Origin of the sequence: Phenylobacterium sp. (genome assembly GCF_044236515.1) — a bacterium.
GTDB lineage: Bacteria > Pseudomonadota > Alphaproteobacteria > Caulobacterales > Caulobacteraceae > Phenylobacterium.
Window position 1 is genome coordinate 1 of record NZ_JBIIGK010000206.1, and the last position, 4169, is coordinate 4169.

A 4169-nucleotide genomic window follows, 5' to 3' on the forward strand; every position below is an offset into this window, starting at 1 on the left:
TGGCCGTGGACCCGGATGCTGACCAGCAGGTCGTGCAGGCGCGCGTCCTTGCTCAGCACCGCCCCGCCGTCGCCATAGGCGCCGAGCGGCTTGGCCGGGAAGAACGAGGTGGTGGCCACGTCCGCCCAATGGATTGGGTGCTTGCCGTTGAGCGTGCAGCCGAACCCCTGCGCCGAGTCGGCGATCAGCTTCAGGCCATGGGCGTCGGCGATCGCGCGCAGGGCCGGATAGTCGGCGGGCTGGCCGAACAGGTCCACGGCGATGATCGCCCGGGGCTTCAGCTCGCCCCTCGCCGTCACCGCCGCGATGGCGGCTTCCAGGCTGGCCGGATCGATGTTGTAGGTGTCCGGCAGGATGTCGACGAACACCGGCGAGGCGCCGACCAGCACCGCCGCTTCCGCCGTCGCCGCGAAGGTGAAGGAGGGGCAGAACACCGCATCTCCCGGCCCGATCCCCCAGGCCATCAGCGGCAGGACCAGGGCGTCGGTGCCCGAGGCGCACGACAGCACGTGCGGGGCCTCGCCGAAGTCGGCGAGAGCCTGTTCCAGCTCGGTGATCTCCGGCCCCATGATGTAGGCGCCGGAGCGGACGACCTTCAGCACCGCCTCTTCCAGGGCCGGGCCGAGGCGCTGGCGCTGGGCCTGCAGGTCGATGAACGGAATTGGCATGCGGCGACCCCTATCGGCCGGGAACCCTCGATTGTGCGCGGCTATGCCATGCGCCGAAAGGCGCGGCCAAACACGGATCGTGTCGGTCTGTTGCGGTCAGCGCCGCTTGTCGGCGGGCTTGGAGGCCGCTCGGCCGGCGATCGCCGCCGACAGGATGGTGGTGACGATCTTCGGGTTGCGGCTCAGCAGGATCGCGCCGGCGACCGCGGCGCCGGCGGCGACGATCGGGCGCTCGCGGGCCAGTTCGATCAGCCTGCCGGCCATGCCGGCCTCTTCGGGCTTGTGCGGGGGCGGCCGGCCCTTGCGGCCGGCCAGCATCGCGACGATCACCGCGAACAGAGCGACCACCCCGGCGACGATGGCCGCGGCCCAGGCCGGTCCCACGTAATCCTTGGCGAAGGCGTAGAGGGCGAAGGCGGCGGCGACCACGCAAACGACGCCCGCCGCCGCGATGGCGGCGGCGGCGACAATCAGGTTCAGGATCCGCTTGAAGTTCAACGCCGCGACGACAGCAGCAGACCAATAAGCACGCCGACGCCGAGCGCCGCGCCGGTGGCGGCCAGGGGACGCTCCTTGACCCGCTCGCTCACGTACTGCTGGGCGACATCGAGCTGCTGGCCGGCGCTGTCGGCATAGGTGCGCGAATGCGACCGGAGCTGTTCGAGGCCTTCCTGCACGACCTGCTCGATGCGCGCGCGGGCGTCGGCGAAGGTGCGCTGGGCGTCGGCGGACAGGCGCTTGTTGGTGTCACCGCTCAGGGCGCCGTTCTCGGTGGAGGGAGCGTTCACGGGCATGGGGAAGTCTCCGAAGAATGGCCTGGCGCAGGACGAACGGGCGGACGCGCCGGTAAGCGCTGCTTTGAACGCCGGACATGCTAGCCGGGTTCCGCCTTGCGGGCAAAGCAGAGCTTTCTCTCCCCTCCGGCGGGCGAAACGCCTGAGGAAAACCGCCGGTTCCTATCGCGCCGGCCGACGGCTCGCCCTATGTTCGAAGTTCACCGGCTCTCACCAGGAGGTGGCGTCACAGTGAACCGGCACGGGCTGGAACTCGCGATCAAGGCCGCCGGCCTTGGTGAATTCGAGTGGGACATCGCCCGCGACACCTTCGTTGTGTCTCAGCACATGGCCGCCATCACCGGCGTGCCCGCCGGCGAGGTCGGGGCCGAAGGCGGCCGGGTCATGGACCGACACATCCACCCGGAGGACCGCGACCGCTATCTTCGCGAGCGCGCCCTCGGCCTGGAGTCGGACGGCGCCTGGGAGGCGGAGTTCCGCCAGATCCGCCCCGACGACGGACGCACCATCTGGGTCCGCATTTCCGCGGTGGTCAGCCGCGACAGCAACGGCCGGCCGGCCTGCGTCACCGGCCTTGTCGAGGACATCACCCAGCGCAAGCACGAGGAAGACCAGCGCCACACCCTGATGGCCGAGCTCGACCACCGGGTGAAGAACATGCTGGCCACCGTCCAGGCCCTGGCGCAGCAGACCGCCAAGCGGACGACCTCCCTTGAAAGCTTCCTCGCAAACTTCAGCGGCCGCCTGAAGGCGATGGGCTCGGCGAACGAGCTCCTGACCGCCGCCCGCTGGCGCGGCGCCGCGATCGACCACCTGGTGTCGGCCGAACTCGGCGCCCTGGCGCCCGGCCAGACCCGCTGGGAAGGCCCCGAGCTGTTCCTGACGCCGCGGGCCGCCAACGCCCTGTCGCTGGCCCTGCACGAGCTGGGCGCCAACGCCGTGAAATTCGGCGCCCTGTCCAGCGACCATGGCCATGTCGAGATCCGCTGGAGCCGGCGTACCGACGGCGGCTTTGAACTGGTCTGGACGGAGACCGGCGGCCCCCGTGTCGTGCCGCCCGCACGGCGCGGCTTCGGCTCGACCCTGCTCGACCAGGTCACGGGCCGCGAACTCAACGGCGGGGCCGAGGTCGACTACCGGCCGGCCGGCGTCCAGGCGCGGCTGCGGGCGGGCGCTCAGGCCGTGGCTCCGCGCCCGGAGACCGTGCCGGAGGCGCCCGCCGCCCGCGCCGTCGAAACCGTCATCACCTCGAGCCGCGGCGCTGATCTGAAAGGCGCCCGCGTGCTGATCGTCGAGGACGCTGTGCTGTTGGCCTTGGAGCTGGAGACCGGCCTGTCCGAAGCAGGCGCCGAGGTGATCGGTCCGGCCTACGAGCTGGAAGAGGCCATGGCCCTGCTCGATCGGCCGATCGACGCGGCGGTGCTCGACGCCAACCTCAACGGCCGGTCGGTGACGCCGGTGGCCGAGGCGCTCAGCCGCCGCAAGGTGCCTTTCGTCTTCGCCACCGGCTATGGCGAGGCCGGCGGCGCGCCGGGCGGCTTCGACGCCCCGGTGATCCGCAAGCCCTACGACGTCACCCAGGTCGCGGCGGCCGTGGCGGAGCTGCTGCGGTCCTGATCACGGGCGACCGGCGGGCCAACGTGCCGCACCCTTAAACCCGCCCCTGAGACAAGCCGTCACCTCCCGCGGGGGGAACCTCGACTATACATCGAGCGGCGAGGGGGCCTGCGGCATCCGCAGGAGCCGGACCGGCGGCTCAGGGACCTCGCCCGGATCAAGCGACCCGACCCCTTCCTCGCCCATCCCGCTTCCAGGCGGGGACTTGCCGCCGACCGCCGCCGCGCTTAATGCCCCCTCGCAAACTTGAGGATGCGCATGCTCGAGGACCTGAAGGCGAACAACCGGCGCTGGGCGGAACGCAAGGTTTCCGCGGACCCTGGCTTCTTCAAGCGCCTCGAAGGCCAGCAGGCGCCCGAGTATCTCTGGATCGGCTGCTCGGACAGCCGCGTGCCTGCCAACGAGATCGTCGACCTCGATCCCGGCGAGCTGTTCGTCCACCGCAACGTCGCCAACCTCGCCCCGCCGCAGGACGCCAACTACCTCAGCGTGCTCCAGTTCGCTGTCGACGTCCTGAAGGTGAAGCACATCCTGGTCGTCGGCCACTACGGCTGCGGCGGCGTCGCCGCGGCGGTGGACGGCAAGCGCCAGGGCCTGGTCGACCATTGGCTGCACCCCATCCGCGAGGTCCACCGCGACCATCGCCACGAGCTCGGCGAGATCAAGGACGATCGTGCTCGCTGGGACCGGCTGGTCGAACTCAACGTCGTCCGCCAGGTCCGCAACGTCGCCTCCGACGTCTTCGTCCAGGACGCCTGGGCGCGCGGCCAGTCGCTGTCCGTGCACGGCTGGGTCTATTCCCTGTCGAACGGCCTCGTCACCGACCTCGACGTGACCACCAGCGGCGTCGAAGAGGTCGAGCGCCTCTGCTGATCCTGTTCCTCCTCGCGAAGGGGAGGAGGGGACCGACGTCCAGGTTGAGCCGCGACGGCCTTGACGCGCCGTACCGTCGGCGTGTCCCATTGTCCCATACGCGGCGCATGTGACGCCGCCGGACATCAGATCAGGAACGCCCCTTCATGCGATCCACGCTCCTGGCGGCCACCGCCGTCGCCCTGCTGCTCGCCACCCCCGCCGCCGCCCAGAACCC

General features: G+C 70.7%; 5 protein-coding genes. 2 read left to right on the top strand and 3 right to left on the bottom strand.

All coding sequences use genetic code 11. From position 1 onward, the window contains the following. The 3 genes from ACILRF_RS14945 to ACILRF_RS14955 all read right to left on the bottom strand — a co-directional run. On the bottom strand, window positions 1-668 hold a 668-nt coding region (locus ACILRF_RS14945), incomplete at its 3' end, for a DegT/DnrJ/EryC1/StrS family aminotransferase (protein WP_395674273.1). A 96-nt stretch (window positions 669-764) separates the two neighbouring features. Next, window positions 765-1166 (bottom strand): hypothetical protein, encoded by a 402-nt coding sequence (locus ACILRF_RS14950; protein WP_395674275.1) that lies wholly within the window; start codon window positions 1164-1166, stop codon window positions 765-767. After that, window positions 1163-1462 carry a YqjD family protein gene (locus tag ACILRF_RS14955; RefSeq protein WP_395674277.1) on the bottom strand — a complete coding sequence of 100 codons (300 nt, stop codon included), beginning with the start codon at window positions 1460-1462 and terminating at the stop codon, window positions 1163-1165. Before ACILRF_RS14955 ends, ACILRF_RS14950 begins: the two co-directional genes overlap by 4 nt. 231 nt (window positions 1463-1693) lie before the next feature. On the opposite strand from ACILRF_RS14955, the gene ACILRF_RS14960 reads away from it, so the two are divergent. After that, complete coding sequence (locus ACILRF_RS14960; RefSeq protein ID WP_395674279.1) at window positions 1694-3079, top strand: HWE histidine kinase domain-containing protein; 1386 nt, start codon at window positions 1694-1696, stop codon at window positions 3077-3079. 258 nt (window positions 3080-3337) lie between these two features. Next, entirely contained in the window at window positions 3338-3952 is a 615-nt protein-coding gene (locus tag ACILRF_RS14965; RefSeq protein WP_395674281.1) for a carbonic anhydrase, read from the top strand. Window positions 3953-4169: the final 217 nt, after the last annotated feature.

Coding starts and splice junctions, on each gene's coding strand:
- ACILRF_RS14955 (WP_395674277.1), bottom strand. CDS start 1,462: ATGCCCGTGAACGCTCCCTCCACCGAGAACGGCGCCCTGAGCGGTGAC.
- ACILRF_RS14965 (WP_395674281.1), top strand. CDS start 3,338: ATGCTCGAGGACCTGAAGGCGAACAACCGGCGCTGGGCGGAACGCAAG.